Source organism: Undibacterium umbellatum, assembly GCF_014284125.1.
Classification (GTDB): Bacteria; Pseudomonadota; Gammaproteobacteria; order Burkholderiales; family Burkholderiaceae_D; genus Undibacterium; species Undibacterium umbellatum.
The window spans coordinates 100,242-116,966 of record NZ_JACOFX010000018.1 but is presented as its reverse complement, the minus strand read 5'-3'; the positions used below and the strand labels follow the sequence as shown (position 1 = coordinate 116,966).

At 50.5% G+C, this 16,725-nt stretch carries 17 protein-coding genes, 1 tRNA gene and 1 pseudogene; 18 read left to right on the top strand and 1 reads right to left on the bottom strand.

The features are described 5' to 3' along the window. The 18 genes and pseudogenes from H8L47_RS24375 to H8L47_RS24290 all read left to right on the top strand — a co-directional run. Positions 1-1,355: pseudogene (locus H8L47_RS24375) on the top strand (bifunctional DNA primase/helicase); the annotation flags it as partial. 18 nt (positions 1,356-1,373) lie between these two features. After that, positions 1,374-1,520 (top strand): hypothetical protein, encoded by a 147-nt coding sequence (locus tag H8L47_RS24370; protein WP_186956277.1) that lies wholly within the window; start codon positions 1,374-1,376, stop codon positions 1,518-1,520. Then, the gene (locus H8L47_RS24365) at positions 1,517-1,672 is read left to right on the top strand and encodes a hypothetical protein (RefSeq protein WP_186956276.1); all 156 of its coding nucleotides are present in this window, start codon (positions 1,517-1,519) and stop codon (positions 1,670-1,672) included. The genes H8L47_RS24370 and H8L47_RS24365 overlap by 4 nt, the downstream gene beginning before the upstream one ends. A gap of 202 nt (positions 1,673-1,874) precedes the next feature. Next, positions 1,875-2,069 carry a DUF4224 domain-containing protein gene (locus H8L47_RS24360; protein ID WP_186956275.1) on the top strand — a complete coding sequence of 65 codons (195 nt, stop codon included), beginning with the start codon at positions 1,875-1,877 and terminating at the stop codon, positions 2,067-2,069. Between the two features lie 2 nt (positions 2,070-2,071). After that, a complete protein-coding gene (locus tag H8L47_RS24355; RefSeq protein ID WP_186956274.1) occupies positions 2,072-3,097 on the top strand; it encodes a tyrosine-type recombinase/integrase in 1,026 nt (341 codons plus the stop codon). Between the two features lie 77 nt (positions 3,098-3,174). After that, a tRNA-Gly gene (locus H8L47_RS24350) sits at positions 3,175-3,248 on the top strand. Positions 3,249-3,429: 181 nt separating this feature from the next. After that, positions 3,430-3,594, top strand: a complete 165-nt coding sequence (locus tag H8L47_RS24345; RefSeq protein WP_186956273.1) for a hypothetical protein — start codon at positions 3,430-3,432, stop codon at positions 3,592-3,594. Between the two features lie 35 nt (positions 3,595-3,629). Continuing rightward, positions 3,630-4,010 (top strand): hypothetical protein, encoded by a 381-nt coding sequence (locus H8L47_RS24340; RefSeq protein ID WP_186956272.1) that lies wholly within the window; start codon positions 3,630-3,632, stop codon positions 4,008-4,010. 40 nt (positions 4,011-4,050) lie between these two features. Beyond that, positions 4,051-5,070 (top strand): ribonuclease T2 family protein, encoded by a 1,020-nt coding sequence (locus H8L47_RS24335; RefSeq protein WP_186956271.1) that lies wholly within the window; start codon positions 4,051-4,053, stop codon positions 5,068-5,070. A gap of 144 nt (positions 5,071-5,214) precedes the next feature. After that, positions 5,215-7,608 (top strand): PAS domain-containing sensor histidine kinase, encoded by a 2,394-nt coding sequence (locus tag H8L47_RS24330; protein ID WP_186956270.1) that lies wholly within the window; start codon positions 5,215-5,217, stop codon positions 7,606-7,608. After that, a complete protein-coding gene (locus H8L47_RS24325; RefSeq protein WP_186956269.1) occupies positions 7,605-8,213 on the top strand; it encodes a response regulator transcription factor in 609 nt (202 codons plus the stop codon). The genes H8L47_RS24330 and H8L47_RS24325 overlap by 4 nt, the downstream gene beginning before the upstream one ends. Before the next feature lie 117 nt (positions 8,214-8,330). Next, complete coding sequence (locus tag H8L47_RS24320) at positions 8,331-8,750, top strand: response regulator transcription factor (protein ID WP_186956268.1); 420 nt, start codon at positions 8,331-8,333, stop codon at positions 8,748-8,750. Positions 8,751-8,763: 13 nt separating this feature from the next. Beyond that, entirely contained in the window at positions 8,764-10,461 is a 1,698-nt protein-coding gene (locus H8L47_RS24315) for a methyl-accepting chemotaxis protein (protein WP_186956267.1), read from the top strand. Between the two features lie 210 nt (positions 10,462-10,671). After that, positions 10,672-11,079, top strand: coding sequence for a response regulator transcription factor (locus tag H8L47_RS24310; protein ID WP_186956266.1), 408 nt, complete (start codon positions 10,672-10,674; stop codon positions 11,077-11,079). A gap of 63 nt (positions 11,080-11,142) precedes the next feature. Next, positions 11,143-12,798: a methyl-accepting chemotaxis protein gene (locus tag H8L47_RS24305; protein ID WP_186956265.1), complete on the top strand. Its 1,656-nt coding sequence runs from the start codon at positions 11,143-11,145 to the stop codon at positions 12,796-12,798. Positions 12,799-12,963: 165 nt separating this feature from the next. Continuing rightward, positions 12,964-14,181, top strand: coding sequence for a hypothetical protein (locus H8L47_RS24300; RefSeq protein WP_186956264.1), 1,218 nt, complete (start codon positions 12,964-12,966; stop codon positions 14,179-14,181). Between the two features lie 8 nt (positions 14,182-14,189). Further along, a complete protein-coding gene (locus tag H8L47_RS24295) occupies positions 14,190-14,516 on the top strand; it encodes an aminoacyl-tRNA hydrolase (RefSeq protein WP_186956263.1) in 327 nt (108 codons plus the stop codon). 266 nt (positions 14,517-14,782) lie between these two features. Then, positions 14,783-15,676: a CPBP family intramembrane glutamic endopeptidase gene (locus tag H8L47_RS24290; protein ID WP_186956262.1), complete on the top strand. Its 894-nt coding sequence runs from the start codon at positions 14,783-14,785 to the stop codon at positions 15,674-15,676. A 36-nt stretch (positions 15,677-15,712) separates the two neighbouring features. Here H8L47_RS24290 and H8L47_RS24285 read toward each other — a convergent pair whose 3' ends face one another. Continuing rightward, positions 15,713-16,624: a LysR substrate-binding domain-containing protein gene (locus tag H8L47_RS24285; RefSeq protein ID WP_186956261.1), complete on the bottom strand. Its 912-nt coding sequence runs from the start codon at positions 16,622-16,624 to the stop codon at positions 15,713-15,715. Between the last annotated feature and the right edge of the window lie 101 nt (positions 16,625-16,725).

The following is a 16,725-nucleotide window of genomic DNA, read 5'->3' as shown; positions in this document are numbered from 1 at the left end:
AGCTTTACAACATCAAGCGCGTGGATACCATCGATTACATCGGCTACAGCCTTGAACATGGTTGCTATGTGCTGGGTGATGTGGCGATGAAAGACGGCGTATTGAATGAGGTGAACAGCGAGGATTTCTTTGATATCGGCAAGCTGTCGATCAAGTCTTTGAATAAGTCTGTCAACCTGACCATTAACCGCGACCGTCATGAATACCGTACAGACTGGCTTGACCTGATCTGGACGGCCTTTGGTGCCAAGGGGCTGGTGGCGCTTACTTTCTGGTTTGGATCACTGTTTGCGGAGCAGATCAGGTCTAAACAATCGTCTTACCCTTTTCTTGAGGTGGTGGGCGAAGCCGGGGCCGGTAAATCAACCTTGATTGAATTCTTGTGGAAGCTGTTTGGCCGTAATGGGTATGAGGGCTTTGACCCGGCAAAGTCTAGCCTTGCTGCGCGGGCGCGTAATTTTGGGCAAGTGTCTTGTTTGCCGGTGGTGTTGATTGAATCTGACCGCGAGCGCATGGGGGAAGACAAAAGCCATGTGAAGTCATTTGATTGGGACGAGCTGAAGACGGCCTATAACGGCCGCAGCATGCGTGCCAGGGGTATGGCGACGGGTGGCAATGAGACCTACGAGCCGCCTTTCCGGGGATCTATCGTGATTTCGCAAAATAACCCGGTGAATGCGTCCGAGGCGATTTTGTCGCGGATTGTGCATTTGTATTTTGACCGTTCTACGCAGACGGCGGCGTCCGGAGAGGCAGCGGACAAGCTGAAGTATATGTCTGTGGAACAGGTTTCAGGCTTCATTCTGGCCGCTACCAAACGCGAGAAGGCCATCATGGAGCTGGTGGGTACCAATACCCCTATGTATCTAAAAGAGCTGCGCCAGAACAAGAATATCAAGATGCCGCGCCTGGTGGAAACCCACGCGCAAATGCTGGCGCTGGCTGATGCCCTGGCGCTGGTGGTTAAGCTGCCTGAATCGCAGCAGGCAGCTTTAAAAGCCCAGATCGTAACCATGGCCGAGGAACGTCAGCAGGTAATCAATAGCGACCATGTGCTGGTGCAGGAATTCTGGGAGGCGTTTGATTATCTGGATAACGGGGATATGTCGATCTTGAATCATTCGCGTGACCCTGGCTTTATTGCCGTCAATTTAAATCACTTCATGCAGGTAGCAACGGAGAAACGTCAGCAGGTGCCGCTTTTGCGCGACTTGAAGAAGGTGCTTAAGACCAGCAGCCGCCGCAAGTTTGTAGAAACAAACAGGGTTGTCAACAGCGTGATCCGCAGCACGCAATCGCCCATGGCCACCCCTTCCACATCAGTCAAATGCTGGATTTTCCAGACTGAAAAATAACCAAAGAAAGGACGAAATATGAGCTTTCAAGTCTATGTAAGAACGGTCACAAGCAATTGTGAGTACATCGCCATTGCTCAGGACGCCTGCGCTGTATTTGGCGCGGTCTATGACTTTTTTGGCGTATGTGGCGTCACTGTCAAACCATGGCGAGGTGAAAAATGATTGTGGCCAAACACCGTATTTTGCAGACGTATGCCGTCACTTATGCGCCAGGTAAGGCGAACGCAGCCCGCTTTGATGAAGTTGCCCGGCTGTTGGGTATCGATGCTGAAACAGTAGCCGCAATTGTGGCTGAATCGATGGGGGAAATATGAGGATAATTAAGCTGATATCGTATATGAATGAGGCAGAGGCGCGGGCATTGGCTGTCTTTTTGCGCTCTGACTCTATGGCAAATTTTTGCTTGACGTTGCCAAGTGCTAGTGATGCGGAATTTACCTTGAATGCAGGCAATCAGCTTGCCCGTGCATTGGCTGACAATGGCTTTTTATCCAAGTGAACAAGGTAGAAAAATACATGAGCACATTTCTACCTTCTAAAGAACTCGCAGAGTTGACCGGGAAAAAATGGAAGTCGCAACAGATTCTGGCACTGCAAAAAATGGGTATTCGATTTTTCATCAATGCGTGTGGCCGGCCAGTAGTTCCCATGTCTGCAATTGATGGAAAAAAAGAAGAGATTAAAAAACCAACCTGGCAACCACCTGACTAATTATGGCTAGAATTCGCACAAAAAATTTTGATCTTCCAATCGGTATGTTGCGGCGCGTAAAGGGGCCGCATATCTATTACACTCTTGATATGGGTGGCAAGCCTCGGAAGGAAATCCCACTCGGCAAGGACTACTTCCTTGCCTTAAAAAAATATAGTGAACTTCGCATCCAAGCAAACATTGAACGGCCGACTATGCAAGCGGCCATTGATCGCTACAGGAACGAGGAACTGCCAAAACAAGCAGACAACACCCAGAAAATTTTCAAGTACGATATAAAGCATGTCGAGAGCTATTTTGGCACAGCGCCACTTGATGAAATCAAGCCGGTGCATATCCGCAAGTTTCTCGACAAGCATAGATCAACGCCAACGACTGCAAACAGGTGTAAGCGGCTTTTTTCAACCATCTTTAATAATGCGCGTGGCTGGGGCTATACAGACGCGCAAAACCCCTGTGAGGGTATCCGAGGGCACAAATTAGACAAGCGGACGGTGTATATCTCTGATGACCTGTTTAACCTGGTCTATAAGCATGCCAGTGAGCCACTAAAGGATGCGATGGAACTGGCTTATCTGACTGGACAGCGCCCCGCAGATGCCTTGTCTATGACGGAGGACGATATTGTGTCTGGGCATCTGATCATAAAGCAAGCGAAGACCAAACAGCCCTTAAGAGTTGTTATTCAGGGGCAACTAAAGGAAGTGATTAACAGGATACATCGCCGTAAACATGAATACACTATCGCCAGTGGCGCTTTGCTCATTAATACCCAAGGCAAACGGCTGACACAAGCGGTACTAAGAAATCATTTCCATGAAGCAAGGGACCGGGCCGTCGCCGAAAACCCAGAACTTGAAAGCTCTATCATCAATTTTTGGTTTTATGATCTGCGCGCAAAGGCTGCCGACGATACGTCTGATTTGTTGGGCGAACAGAAGGCCGCTGATTTGCTCGGCCATGACGACGTAAAAACCACTCGCAGGCACTATCTGCGCAGAGGTAAAATAGTAGTGCCAACCCGATAATTGCGGGAAAGTTGTAATAATTGCGGGAAAAACGGGGGTTGCCAATTCTGCTAAAACCCCCGTAGAATAAGGCTCTCGCGGGTGTAGTTTAATGGTAGAACGGCAGCTTCCCAAGCTTCATACGAGGGTTCGATTCCCTTCACCCGCTCCAATTGATTGGTGTATTTAAGTTAAATTCCCCGGTATCTCTGCTGCCCTGTAGTTTCGCCGTCAAGTGCACATAGCGAAATATTCTTGTCCGATGCAGTCTTGAGTCAGGTTTTCCATTTCCTTGAGAGGGCGGCGGTATACTGTCGCTCGTCATTGATCCCTTGCCATTGGAAACGAACAATATGAAAACAAGAAACTATCTTCGCCTGATCCTGAACTGTTGGCTGGCTAATTGTCTGGGCCTGGCTGCCTTGCCAGCCTTGGCTGCTGCTGAGCAAACGGCCAGTTACAAGGATTGGTATATGTTCAGTGAGCGTGATGCCAAGGCGTCAAGCATTGCATCTTGATGGCAGGGGGCAATGGCATCAAGGAGGCATTTTTTGTGGATAGTTATCCTGGCGGGTATAGCACGGTGTTTTTTGAAGAATTCAATCCTTCGGGTGGCAATTATGTCACGACGACCACGGATGAATTTATTTTTCAGTTTGACGATGGGCAGCAAACCAGCTTTGACGATGTACGGACCATGATAGAGTCGAGAAAGGGGCAGACCTATCGCCCCTGGGCAGTATTGAATGAGGCTTCTTCGGCTGATGCTATCAACCTCATGCGCAGCGCCACGACGGTGAGCGTGTTGCGTAAAACACCGGCCAGCCGCACACCCGCGCTAGTGTATAAGTTCTCACTGGCGGGTTTTACGGCGCTGTTTCTGAAGGCATCTGAATGGTGTGGATTTGACGCGAACCGCATTCCCCGCAAATAATACCTGATTCACCATTACCCCATACAAGCACCAGATCATCATGAAACTTTCTTACCCGCACCTCAGCCTGTTGATTGTCACAAGCGTTTTTGCATGCACTGCTCTGGCGAGCGAGCCGGTCAATGGCAGTTTTATTGCCAACCAGTCTTGTGAATTGTATGCCTCGTTCAACAAGCAAACTAATCCCGGTACAGTACGCACGACAGTGGGCAAGAGCTATGCGGTAAAAGAGATCAACAAGCCGGGTGACTTTAGCTGGTTGCGGGTGGATGTGGACGGCGCCAACCCCAGTTTGCGCTGGGTGGCCCGTGACTGTGGTACGGCGCAGCTCGATCAGGTGCCACAAGAAAATGCGCCAGCCGGTCGGGCCAAGGCAACCAGGGAAGCAGACCGGCAGACCATGTGCAGCACGCCAAACCAGGAAGACAGTTATGTGCTGGCCATCACCTGGCAACCAGGCTTTTGCGAACACTTTGCCTATCGCGGCAAGAAGCCGGAATGTGATGCCATCAACAGCGGAAAACTGAAGATCAATAATCTGACTTTGCATGGTCTGTGGCCGAATAAAAAGGAGTGTGGCATCAATTACGGCAACTGCTCGAAGGAACCTATGAAGCTCACTGCAGACACAGTCAAGCGCATCGCCAAGTGGATGCCGAATTTTCAGTTTGAAAGCAAGTTTGGTGAGTACGAGTGGAACAAGCATGGTACTTGCCAGGCGCGCGATGCAGATAGCTATTTCAAAACCGCTGCTGCGGCTGTGGAGGAGGTGAATAATTCTGCGGTTGGCAAATTTATTCTTGAGCATGCCGGCAAGTCATTTTCTGTGAAAGAGTTCTTCGAAATGATCAAAAAGCAGGAAGGTGAAAAGCTGGCTCAGAACTTTATGCTCAGTTGCGCCAATGGCAAATACCTGCAAGAGATACGTCTGAAGCTGCCGACCAGTTTTGAGACAGGAAAGGGCCTGGCTAAACTGATAGGTGATGCAGAAGGCTTTAACCGTCAGGTGGACAGGTGCGATAACGAGATTATTGTAGAGACCAGTGGGCGAGGGCGGTAATTGTCATATATTGCAAAAGCTGTAGGGTAAGCATACTATTGCTGCATACTTGTCTGACAACAAGTTTGTACTGCAGTTTGATGTAAGGCAAGTCGCGCAAATTTCTTTGATGCAAAGCTGAACGACACACTCTACCCGGTGCTGATGCAAATAAATACAAATCCAGATTCGCATGTTGACGATGCCGTGGTGCAAGACTTGCTTGCGCGACTTGAGCAACTTGAACAAGAAAATCTTGCCCTTAAACTCGCCTTGCAGTCTCAGTCGACCGGACAAGATCTTTACCAGCATTTCTTGCTGCATCTGCCAACGCCCTGCATGATCACCAGCGTGTATGGCATGGTGATGTATGCAAACCTGGCAGCAGCGGATTTGCTAGGTACTACACCAGAAGATCTCAATGGTATGCAATTGCAGAAATTTGTCTTTGAGGATCATGCGATCCTTGATACTCAGTTCGCTGAATTACAAACACTGGGAGGGCCATCTGCTTGCGAACTAAGAGCGATAAGGGCAGATCGCAAACTGATCATTTTGCGCCTGGAGATGGTTTTGCTGCAAGTAAATGGCCAACAATCCTGTCTTGGCATGCAAATGAAGGATATCACTGGGCGGCAGGGGCAGCTGATGACTCAGGCCGAGGGCCAGTATTTTGCCAATGTGGTCGCGGAGAATGTACCGGGCTTGGTGGCTTACTGGAATTCTGACTTGCGCTGTACCTATGCCAACCATCAATACTTAAGCTGGTTTGGCCGCACGCCCGAACAAATGCAGGGCATACGCATGCAGGATTTACTGGGCGAAGAGTTGTTCTTGAAGAATATCGCCTATATTAAGGCTGTCTTGACTGGGGTTGACCAGCAATTTGAACGCACCCTTATCAAAGCTAATGGAGAGAGTGGATATACCTGGGCGCAGTATATAGCGCATAAAGTCGACGATGTTGTAAAAGGCTTTTTTGTTCTGGTGACCGATGTCACTTTGTTAAAGCGGGCGCAACAGGCACTGGTCGATAGTGAAGCCAAAAACCGCGCGCTGGTGCGTGCCATCCCAGACCTGATTTTCACTATCCACCGCGATGGCCGTCACCTTGATGTGCATGCGCCTGACCCTGGGATGATGCTACAAAGCAGGGAGCAGCTTTTGCAGTCGAAAGTTGCTGACGTGTTGCCAGCGCACGTCGCCAGTCAGTATATGAATGCGATAGAACAGGCACTGGAGAGCGGGAAGCTGCAAGAGTTTCGCCATCACCTGCCGGTGGCGGGCAGGGGAGAAATGCAGTTTGAAGTCAGGGTCGTGCCTTGCAGTCAGGATACCGCGATTGCCATCATCCGTGACATTACCGAAACCGAACGCCAGCGGCGTGCCCATGAATTACAATTGTCAGAGCGCTTGCAAGTGCGGGAAAATGATGTGCGCGCCATCCAGTTAAGTCTGACCATGGCGAGCGATATTAGCAATATCGGCACCTGGATACGCGATCTCAGGACGGGTGAATTGTGGGCTTCTCTTGAATGGCGCAGACATTTTGGATTTAGTCAGGACGAGCCATTAAGTCTGGAAATGGCGATTCAACGCATCCATCCTGCAGACCGTCGCCAGATAGAAAGTGCTACTGGCGATTACAGGGAAGCTCAAGCGCCGCGATATCAGGCCGAGTTCAGGGTGACACCACCTGGCGAGGCAGAGCGATGGTTGGCGGTAGTCTGGCAGGTGGAGTTTGACGAGCAGCAAAAACCATTGCTGACCCGTGGTGTGACAGTGGATATTTCTGCCCGCAGGGAAGCTGAACTGGAACTGGGGCAAAAACGTATGGAAGTCATGCACCTGGCCCGTGTTGCGACCATGGGTGAATTGTCAGGCGCCCTGGCCCATGAGTTGAACCAGCCACTGACCGCGATACTCAGCAATGCCCAGGCAGCGCAGCGGTTTTTGGCCAGTCCCAATGTGGATATGCAAGAGCTGGGCGAAATCCTGCAGGATATTGTTGATGAAGACAAGCGCGCTGGCGAAATTATCCGGCGCTTGCGTCGATTGTTTGACAAGCGCAGTCATGAACAGCACAGCGTTGATATCAATAAACTGGTGCTGGAAGCCCTGCACATCCTGCGCAACGATATGATCAACCAGGGCATCACCTTATTGACTGAGTTGCACGACAACTTACCGCATGTAAGTGCTGACACTGTGCAATTGCAGCAAGTATTGATCAACTTGGTCATGAATGCCAGTGAAGTTGTTGCGGATCTGGATGCCAGCCAGCGCATCATAGAAATCAGCACCCGCTTGACACCAGAAAACAGGGTGGAGGTCAGTGTCAATGATCATGGACCTGGTGTGCCAGAACACCTCGGCAACAAGGTATTTGAGGCTTTTTACACCACCAAGGCGAATGGTATGGGGCTGGGCTTATCGATTTGCAAAAACATTGTTGAAGCGAGCGGTGGCCAGCTTTGGTGTGAAAACCATGATAGTCATGCAGGTTCAGGAGCCAGTTTTCGTTTTCATCTGCCTGCCGCACAAGAGGCTGCAACATGACAGAAGTTGCCAACGTGTTCCTTGTCGATGACCAACCCGCAGTACTCAAGGCAATGGCGCGCCTTTTGCAATCTGCTGGTGTAAGTGCCGTCACGTTCGAATCGGCACAAGCTTTTCTGGACAGCGGCAATGCCAGCAAAGCTGGCTGCCTGGTGCTGGACCTGGCCATGCCAGATATGGACGGCATGGCATTGCAAGGCAAGCTCACAGCAATGGGGAGCGACCTGCCCATTATCTTTTTGACGGGGCATGGCAGTATCGACACAGGCGTGCTTGCCATGAAGCTGGGCGCGCAAGACTTTTTGACCAAACCCGTGGATGCCGACAAACTGTTGGCTGCGGTACAGACCGCCTTTGAACGCAACCGCTTAGCGAGACTTGCCAGCGCAGAGAAGCAAGTAATACAAGCCCGACTTAACAGCTTGACGCCACGTGAACTTGAAGTGTTGTACCTGCTGGTTGAGGGTAAACTCAACAAACAGGTTGCCGCCGAACTTGGCACCGTCGAAAAAACCATCAAGGTGCATCGCGCCAAAGTGATGAGCAAGATGGACGTGACGTCCGTGGCTGCGCTGATCCATATGCTGGAAAAACTCAAGGGCTAAGGCCAGCAACCTCCAATCAGCCACTCCCGGCTGTCTAACGCTGTTTAACAATTGCACACTTCATATTGGACCAAGGTCCAATAGTGTCATCGTCTTTGCTCTACTAAGATGATGCTCATGGGAAATACAACTACATGGATAGCAGTGGTCGATGACGAAGAAGCAATACGTCGCGCACTGCTGCGCTTATTGCGTTCGGCTGGACTGGAAGCACACGCCTTCATATCAGGCAAAGCTTTTCTTGATGGCTTGCGTTTGCGTAGTCCTGCATGTGTATTGCTTGATCTGAACATGCCTGACATGTCTGGTTTTGCTGTTATAGAAAAGCTGGCGCAATTGCAGCCTGAGCTGCCCGTCATCATCCTGACGGGGCAGGATGTTGGAAAGAGGCAAAGAAATAGCGATCTCGCCCACGCCATAGCTGTGTTGCAAAAACCCGTACACGACCAGGAACTGTTCTCTGTAATAGCCACAGCCTTAATACAATTTGACAAACAAATACTTAATCCAAACTGCAATCTAGCAGTACACACTTAGCCGGAGGCGTTAAATGAAATTATCCAACCTGAAGATAGGCCAGCAACTTGGCATAGGCTTTGGCCTGTTGCTTGGCATACTGGCGATCGTCGCGCTGCTAGGTATTCGTGGCATGCACAAATCCAACGAAGCATTACATCATGTTGTCGATGTCAATGTTGCTAAAATACATCATCTGGATAGCATGGCCAGCTCTGTACATGTCGTTGCGAGGGTGATGACAACGATAGCCTTGTTGAAAGATGAGAGCCTCGCGAACGAGCAACACAAGAAAATCGACGAAGCACGTACACAGTATAACAAGGCATTTGCAGAACTTGAAAAGATGCCGCAAGACGAAGCGGGTAAAGGCTTCATGCAAAAAATAAAAGAAAACCAACAGGTAGTGCGGCCACTTAATGATAAATTTCTTGAGATGGTGAAAACCGACAGAGACGCAGCAATTGATTTTCTTCTGAAAGAAGTTGTCCCGGTCAACGCAAAGTGGCAGGACGCCTTGCATGAATTCATGTTGCACGAAGAGGCAGAAAACAAGCAGGATGAAGTCGAAGCAAAGGATGCCTATCAGGCGAGCTTGATGTTCATGATGATTGCGACGGTGGCAGCCATGGTCGTCGGTGTAGGAATTGCCTGGAGCAGCACTCGCGCCATTACCACTCCCTTGAAAAAAGCGATACAGGTGGCGCAGAGTGTGGCAGAGGGCGATCTCACCAGCCAGATTGAGGTGCATGCGCAAAATGAGGCAGGTCAGTTGATGCAAGCCTTGAAAGAAATGAACGATAGCCTGGCGCATCTTGTTGGACAGGTTCGTCAGGGGACAGAAACGATATCGACAGCATCGTCAGAAATCGCCACTGGCAATATGGATTTGTCATCCCGCACCGAGTCACAGGCGGGGGCACTGGAGGAAACAGCCTCATCCATGGAAGAATTGACTTCTACTGTCAAACAAAATGCTGACAATGCCCGCCAGGCAAACCAGTTGGCCATCGCGGCCAGTGAAGTCGCCTTACAGGGTGGTGCGGTAGTTGCCCAGGTTGTCAGCACGATGGGCGATATCAATACTTCATCGAAAAAAATCGTCGATATTATTAGCGTCATTGACGGAATAGCTTTCCAGACCAATATACTGGCGCTCAATGCAGCAGTTGAAGCAGCACGCGCTGGAGAACAAGGCCGTGGCTTTGCTGTAGTGGCCAGCGAAGTACGCAACCTGGCACAGCGTAGTGCATCTGCCGCCAAGGAAATCAAGACACTGATAGACGATTCCGTTGAAAAGGTTGGAGTGGGTAGTCGCCTGGTTGATGAAGCTGGTATCACCATGAACAAAGTGGTCAACAGTATTAGTAATGTGACTGACATCATGGGTGAGATAACCGCAGCCAGTGCAGAACAGACATCGGGCATAGAGCAAATCAATACTGCCGTCATACAAATGGATGAAGTGACACAGCAAAATGCAGCACTGGTGGAACAGGCCGCAGCGGCAGCGGGTTCATTGCAAGAGCAGGCCGTTACTCTTGCCAACCTGGTCCAGCAATTCAAGATTGATACAACGAAGCTGGCGGTGACAGCGCCCGTCGTTCACAAGCGCAGCATTGCTATCAAGGCCCCGTCAATTGCCAGCGTGCGTAGTATCAAAAGTGCGGTGACCAAAGCGGCTCCTATGCAAAGACTTGCTGCGGCTGAAGGCAACTGGGAAGAATTCTGAATAGAAGGGCGTTATCCAGGCTGTAAGATGGAAGAGCAAGTGGTGCGATGCAGCAAGACGCGTCAGTTGTATCGCATTTGATGGGACTGCATAGAGAAATCTGCAGTCCCTTTTTTTTTGCCACCGTTTAACACAGCGTCACAAATTCTGGCCCGATATTGGACCAAGGTCCAATACCGCACACAAAGCCAGATCTTTAAGATGATGCCTATGGGAAATAAATCTACATGGATAGCAGTCGTCGATCACGACGCACAAACGCGGCAGGCAATGGTTTGCTTACTGCGTTCGTTGGGGTTTGATGCAATGAGTTTTAGTTCGGGCAGCTTGTTTATTCAAAGCCTGCGCTTAAAACAGCCCACATGCATCCTGTTGGATTTGCACATGCCGTACATGTCAGGTTTCGCAGTGATGTCGAAACTGGCGCAGTTTGGGGAAAAAATACCGGTGATCGTCCTCACTAAGCACGAGCTCATGGATGATTTCAAAAAAACTTGTCTGTCTAGCGCGGTAGCTGTATTGCAAAAACCAGTCGATGAACAAGAATTGAGAACGGTTATTGAAAAAGCACTCAATCAAGGCAGAGCAGGTTTTCCAGGGCCGCAGTTTTTAATGTGAATAAATACAAAATCACTAATTGTAGAGTTGGTCATATCAAGGAGTTTTGTCGTGCGGAACAACATGCCAGTTACCAATAAAGAATACATCATGCAGGAAACGGAAACCATTGTTTCCAAGACCGACCTGCAAGGTAATATCACCTATATCAATGATGATTTTGTGCGCATAAGCGGGTTTAGCGAAGAAGAATTGTTAGGTGCTCCACAGAACATAGTGCGCCACCCAGATATGCCGGTTGAAGCATTTGCCGACTTCTGGCACACCATCAAGAGCGGAAAGTCATGGACTGGACTTGTCAAAAATCGATGCAAGAATGGTGACCACTATTGGGTAGAGGCGCATGCCGCGCCACTTATTAAAAATGGTCAAATGATTGGATATACATCGATTCGTGTCAAACCGGGTCGTGAACAGGTAAGGGCGGCAGAGGCTGCCTACCGCGCCTTAAAGAATGGGGATAAGTCATTGATCATCCGCGAAGGTGTTGCTGTTAAGCGAAGCGCGTTTTCATGGCTGAATTTCTATTCGAAAATGACTGCGGCGAACAAGTTGATTAGCTTTGCTGGCTTGATGCTATTGCTGATGCTGGCGATCACTTATGCCGCGAACACGAGCAGTGTGCAACTGGTCAACGTGCTGGCAATTGCGGTGGCAGTGCTGTCTGCAGCTTTCAGCGCACATTTGTATCAAGAATTGCTGTTGCCACTAAAGCGCATGAGTGACGACATACAGGTCATGAGTTCTGGTGATCTTTCGCATCCCATTAAAACACAAGGCAGCAAAGAAGTCGTCAATCTGGCGCAGGCGCTTAAGGTTTTGCAAACCAATGTCAAGTTGCTGGTCGGTCAAATACGTCAGACCACTACGCACCTCAATAATGGTGCAAGTGAAATTTCTGCAGGCAATGCTGACTTGTCAGGTCGCACTGAATCGCAAGCAAGCTCACTGGAAGAAACAGCATCTTCAATGGAGGAACTCACCTCGACTGTTAAGCAAAACGCAGAAAACTCTCGTGAGGCGAGCCAGATCGTGGTGACAACTGCGAAAACGGCCGAAAAAGGCGGGCACGCGGTGGCCAAGGTAGTAGAAACCATGGGGGCAATCAAGCACAGCTCGTCAAAGATCTCTGACATCATAGGAGTCATTGACGGAATCGCCTTCCAGACCAATATTCTCGCCCTTAATGCAGCAGTAGAAGCTGCGCGTGCTGGTGAGCAGGGGCGGGGCTTCGCTGTTGTTGCAAGTGAAGTGCGCAACCTGGCCCAGCGCAGTGCCGGTGCAGCCAAGGAGATAAAGACGCTGATTCATGATTCTGTCGAGCAGGTGGATATCGGCGACAAGCTCGTCGCCGAGGCCGGGAAGACCATGCAGGAAATTGTTACAGGAGTACAACGTGCAGCCGAAATCATGCGCGACATTACCATGGCAAGCCAGGAACAAAGTTCTGGCATAGAGCAGGTAAATCAGGCGATTACGCAAATGGATGACATGACACAACAGAATGCCGCCCTGGTGGAACAAGCTGCCGCCTCAGCAGAAAGCCTCAAGAATCAGGCAGTCAGCCTGAGTGAATTAGTCGACTCCTTCACCCTTGTGAGAAGTAGTGGACACGCACCGGTGGCAAGAGTGGTCACAACTGAAATGAAAACCTACAAAGCTGCCAGAAATAGCTTGTCCAGGCAAATCAGTCAAAGACTGATCTCGAATGAAAGCTGAAAGCTGCCGCCCTTGCTTTATTGCTGATGGGGAGAAGAGCGATTAAGAAGGACCGCAAATACAACAAACACAAATCCCGCCACTGAGGCTATCATACGGAAACAGTGCTGCGCCTGTGGGCCTGGGCTGTTCTGATCTTACGATAGTTTGCAGCAAGGGAGAGACATGGGTTTTTTTGATTTTTTCAAGTCCAAGCCATCGACACACAAGTTTGCCCAGATCGTCATCAAGTATGCACGAACGCAAGGGCTGGCTCAGACCATGCATTTTGATGAGGCTGAGTTCCGCCTGGTGGTGGGTGAAAATGGCTCGCATGTCCTCAACCTGCACAATGCCTACCGCGATTATTGCGCTGCCGCCAAAAGCCAGCGTGACACCGTACTGTTGAAATATACCGCGGGTTTGCAGATCAATGGCATACCTGACGATTTCGCCAGCGCCAAAGAACACCTCATGCCCAGCCTCAAGCCCCGTGGCCAGGGCGAGTACCTGCGCCTGACTTCGCTGTTGCAAGACCAGCCCATGTCGTATCAGCAAGCTGCGTTGCCCTTCGGTGAAGATGCCCTGCTGATGCTGGCCTATGACACCGAGCACTCCATGGCCCTGGTCAATCAAAGCAATTACGAGACCTGGAACATCAGCCTGGAAGAAGCGCTCAACATCGCGCTGTATAACCTGCGCGACCGTACCGGTGATCACTTCACTGACCTGGGTGATGGTGTCGTCGCCGGTGTGTGGGAAGATGCCTATGATTCTTCACGCATCCTGCTGTCTGACCTGATCTATCGCGCCGGTTGCGGCAGCGACCCGGTCATGATGGTGCCCACCCGTGGCCGCCTCTTGCTGTGTACTGCCAATAGCATCAGCGCGCAATTAAAAATGCTGGAACATGCGCAAGACTGCATGGAGCAAGAAGGCCGGGTGGTGTCAGCAGGTATGTATAAGTTCAGGGATGGCACGCTCGCCAGCCATACTCCGGCCAATGCCGATGTACTGGAGCGTTTGCTGAACCTGCAAACCACGCAAAGAGCAGAGGACTATGGTTCACAAAAAGAATTGCTGGAGGCCTTGCATGAAAAAAATGGCGAAGACATTTTTGTTGCCAGCTATACCGTACTCAAGAATAATGATACCGACAAACTGACTTCACTCTCGACCTGGACCCAGGGTGTGGTATCCCTGCTACCCAAGACTGACCTGGTTGCCATGGTCATGCCGGGCATCCAGGAAGGTGACTACGACAGCAAAATCCTCAGTTGGCAAGATTTGCAAGGCATCGCGGGTGAGCTCATGCAACTGGTAGAGGGTTATCCTGAACGGTATCTGGTGACCAGTTTCCCAGCGCAAGACAAACTGAGTAGCGCGCCAGAATCGACTTTGTGATCATCGACATGAAAATGTATATCCTCGTCAGAGATGACCTTCCTCTGGGTTTTGCCATGGTGGCTGTGGCCCATGCCTCTTTGGTTGGCTATTTGCGTTTTCAGGATACGCCTGAAGTTAAAGCATGGCTGGCTGGGCCGTTTTTCAAGGCCGTTTGCCGTGTCAACGCCAAAGAATTTGCCAATGCCAAACTGGTGGAAGACCATGTCGTGCTGACCGAATCAGCGCTCGATAACCGTGAGGTCGCCATCGTTTTCAAGCCCAGGGAAGTGTGGCCGAAGATGTTCAAGTTTCTCAAACTATATAAAGATGCCCTTGAGATACAGGCTGAGTGATTGTATTGCTGGCAAAAATTTACCCTGTACAGATATGCATGCATCAAGACTGGCATCTCGATCTTGCCCCGGTTTGGCGGGAGTCAGCCCCCAGCTATTTATCTGCGTATTTTCCCGTTTAATCCCCACATTTGGCGCTTGGTCAGATCGAGGATGCAATGAAAATACCACCTGTTTATAGTGCCAGTCAGTCACCCCGCACAATGCATGACAGATGAGGGTGGCAGAAAAACTCTACAACTGAAAACTGGCAACCTAGGGGATATATGACAACAATGGAAATCAAGCCTGGCATGAGCAAAGCTGTCTGGCATCAAAAACTTTTGCAATACACTATCGTCAGGTTTTTACTGGCGTTATTCATCGTCGGCAGCGTGCAGTTTGTCTCACGAAAATTAATGTCGCAATTTTTGCCGGGGCCAGACTGGATGGTGTTTCGCAATATGGCAGCCATGACGCTAGGCTTGCTGAGCTATGCTTTTTATGTGCGCGTCATAGAAAAACGCAAGGTCACTGAACTGGCTGGCTTTTCAGTATGGAAAGAATGGCTGCTCGGCCTGGTGCTGGGTGCCATGCTGTTTGTCCTGGTGCTGGGCAGCTTGTTCTTGCTGGGGGTGTTTCATATTGATGGTTACAATGACCCCAGGCTGATGCTCAAGTATTTACCCATCTTTATTGTGGTGGCAGTGATGGAAGAATTATTTTTCCGCGCCATGATATTCCGCATGATGGAAGAATCGCTGGGTAGTGTGGTCGCATTGCTGATATCGGCACTGGCCTTTGGTTTTGCCCACGCCTCCAATCCTGGCGCGACTCTGTTCAGTTCGATCGCCATTGCACTGGAAGCGGGCATTGCCTTTGGTGCTGCCTATATGCTGACACGCCGCCTGGCACTGTGTATCGCCATGCATTTCTCCTGGAATTTTACCCAGGGCGCAGTGTTTTCCGTGGCAGTGTCTGGCCAGGAGAGCAAGGGCTGGCTGCAAACCCATATGACAGGTTCTGATTGGCTGAGTGGCGGTGCCTTTGGCGCAGAAGCATCAGTGCTGGCACTATTTCTGGCGACGCTGATGGGGGCAGTATTCTTGCGCCTTGCCTGGAAGCGCGGCCAGTTCAGGCAAGGCTTCTGGAAAAAATCACCTCAGATCGTGGCTGCATAAAAAATCTGATGAGCCGGTGCTGGCGTACAGCGCGTCCTAACCGGCTTGCAGGTAATTTTGCATGTCCACCATCTCGGCGTGCAACCAGTTTATGAAACTGTTGAGCTTTTCTGACCTGGTGTTGGCAGTCACAATGCGATAGCAATAGCGTGAACGGAGTTGCGCATCTGCCAGCCTTTGCAGGCGGCCTTGCTGCAAGTCTTCGCAGGCGATGGCCGCGGGCAGCAGGGCAACGCCCTGCGCAGCAACGGCTGCTTGCACCAGCAAACCGGCATGGCTGTAGTTTTGCGCAAAGTCGTGCGGCTGGCCCAGCATGCCATGGTCTTGCAGCAGGCGTATCCAGTGTTCTGGCGTACCCTCATAGAGTAGTGGATAACGCAGCAGTCGTTGCAGCCTTGGTGCCTGGGGACTGCGTTTATCCTTTTCATCCAGCAGGGCCGGGCTATAAGCCAGCAGCAATTGCTCGCGCCATAGCAAGTTGCTGGTATCGCCTTCTACAAACTGTTGATGGCGGATAGCGATATCGCATTGACCCTGCGCAGGGTTGACCACAGTATCATTCGAGTCTATGCGGATATCAATTTCCGGGTGCAATTGCGTATAGCGATGCAGGCGCGGCACCAGCCATTTCATGGCGAAGGAATGAGTACAGGAAATGCGCAGGCTGTCATTGGCACTGTCTTCACGCAGGGCCGCCACCTTGATATGCAAATCACCCAGCAACTGGCTGACTGTCGTGGCCAGTTCGCTGCCTTTTTCAGTGATACTCAAATGCCGCGCATGACGTTCAAACAGGGCAAAGCCCAGTTGCTCTTCCAACTGTTTGATGTTCTGGCTGATAGCGGCCGGGGTCTTGTGCAATTCACGCGCCGCCAGCTTGAAGCTGCACCAGCGTGCCGCACATTCAAAGTCCACCAGCAAGGATAGATTTCGTAAAGGCTCTTTCATTAATGAGATAGTTTTACTTGTTCATGACGATAGTATTAGTCGTTTGTCCTGGCTTTTCACATGGACCATGATTGCCTCATTATTAAAAATGAGGTGCAACA

Excerpts from the sequence above, each read along its gene's own strand:
- H8L47_RS24285 (WP_186956261.1), bottom strand. The coding sequence starts at position 16,624 with ATGAAAGAGCCTTTACGAAATCTATCCTTGCTGGTGGACTTTGAATGT.
- H8L47_RS24355 (WP_186956274.1), top strand. The coding sequence starts at position 2,072 with ATGGCTAGAATTCGCACAAAAAATTTTGATCTTCCAATCGGTATGTTG.
- H8L47_RS24330 (WP_186956270.1), top strand. The coding sequence starts at position 5,215 with ATGCAAATAAATACAAATCCAGATTCGCATGTTGACGATGCCGTGGTG.
- H8L47_RS24370 (WP_186956277.1), top strand. The coding sequence starts at position 1,374 with ATGAGCTTTCAAGTCTATGTAAGAACGGTCACAAGCAATTGTGAGTAC.
- H8L47_RS24345 (WP_186956273.1), top strand. The coding sequence starts at position 3,430 with ATGAAAACAAGAAACTATCTTCGCCTGATCCTGAACTGTTGGCTGGCT.
- H8L47_RS24365 (WP_186956276.1), top strand. The coding sequence starts at position 1,517 with ATGATTGTGGCCAAACACCGTATTTTGCAGACGTATGCCGTCACTTAT.
- H8L47_RS24300 (WP_186956264.1), top strand. The coding sequence starts at position 12,964 with ATGGGTTTTTTTGATTTTTTCAAGTCCAAGCCATCGACACACAAGTTT.
- H8L47_RS24325 (WP_186956269.1), top strand. The coding sequence starts at position 7,605 with ATGACAGAAGTTGCCAACGTGTTCCTTGTCGATGACCAACCCGCAGTA.
- H8L47_RS24315 (WP_186956267.1), top strand. The coding sequence starts at position 8,764 with ATGAAATTATCCAACCTGAAGATAGGCCAGCAACTTGGCATAGGCTTT.
- H8L47_RS24305 (WP_186956265.1), top strand. The coding sequence starts at position 11,143 with ATGCCAGTTACCAATAAAGAATACATCATGCAGGAAACGGAAACCATT.
- H8L47_RS24320 (WP_186956268.1), top strand. The coding sequence starts at position 8,331 with ATGGGAAATACAACTACATGGATAGCAGTGGTCGATGACGAAGAAGCA.
- H8L47_RS24290 (WP_186956262.1), top strand. The coding sequence starts at position 14,783 with ATGACAACAATGGAAATCAAGCCTGGCATGAGCAAAGCTGTCTGGCAT.
- H8L47_RS24295 (WP_186956263.1), top strand. The coding sequence starts at position 14,190 with ATGAAAATGTATATCCTCGTCAGAGATGACCTTCCTCTGGGTTTTGCC.
- H8L47_RS24335 (WP_186956271.1), top strand. The coding sequence starts at position 4,051 with ATGAAACTTTCTTACCCGCACCTCAGCCTGTTGATTGTCACAAGCGTT.
- H8L47_RS24310 (WP_186956266.1), top strand. The coding sequence starts at position 10,672 with ATGGGAAATAAATCTACATGGATAGCAGTCGTCGATCACGACGCACAA.
- H8L47_RS24360 (WP_186956275.1), top strand. The coding sequence starts at position 1,875 with ATGAGCACATTTCTACCTTCTAAAGAACTCGCAGAGTTGACCGGGAAA.